The sequence below is a fragment of the Polaromonas sp. P1_G2 genome (assembly GCF_056405515.1).
Genome location: NZ_JBFUBY010000721.1, coordinates 1 through 597 on the forward strand (window position 1 = coordinate 1; position 597 = coordinate 597).

A 597-nucleotide genomic window follows, 5' to 3' on the forward strand; every position below is an offset into this window, starting at 1 on the left:
ATGCAGGATTGTGCTTGTGCCCTTGCCGTCAGCAGTGGTCAGGCTGACGCTGCCATGGGAAAGCGATGCCTTGACACCCCTTGTCGCTTCCACGAAATTGATCGTATCGATATCGGCGCCGCCATCGATCGTATCGTTGCCGGCCGACAGCTTGAATTGGTCGAAGCCCGCGCCACCCAGCAGCTTGTCGTCGCCAATCCCGCCGTTGATAATGTCGTTGCCGTCGCCACCATTGATCGTGTCATTGCCAGCCAGCCCATCGAGCTGGTTTGCCAAACCATCGCCGGTTATCTGATCGTTGCGGTTGGATCCGAACACACCGCCCACATGCAAAAATGTCGTCGTGTTACCGGCAAGGCCGTCGGCATAGACGGTGACGCTGCCGAGGCTGAGATCGACGGTCACACTCCTCTTTATCTGCGAGAAATCGAGAAAATTGAACCCGGTGCCCCCATCGAAACTATCGGCGCCGGAACCGATGACGACTGTGTCGTCGCCCCCGTCGCCCTGCATCGAGTCATCGCCGCTTCCTCCCGCCAGGATGTCTTTTCCAGAGCCGCCAAACAATTGATCTTTGCCACCGGAGCCGAACAGCTC

1 protein-coding gene is annotated in these 597 nt (G+C 58.3%); it reads right to left on the minus strand.

Annotation, left to right across the window (positions count from 1 at the left end):
- A partial coding sequence (locus AC1D0P_RS27170; protein ID WP_477679571.1) for a calcium-binding protein occupies positions 1 to 597 on the minus strand: 597 nt, incomplete at both ends.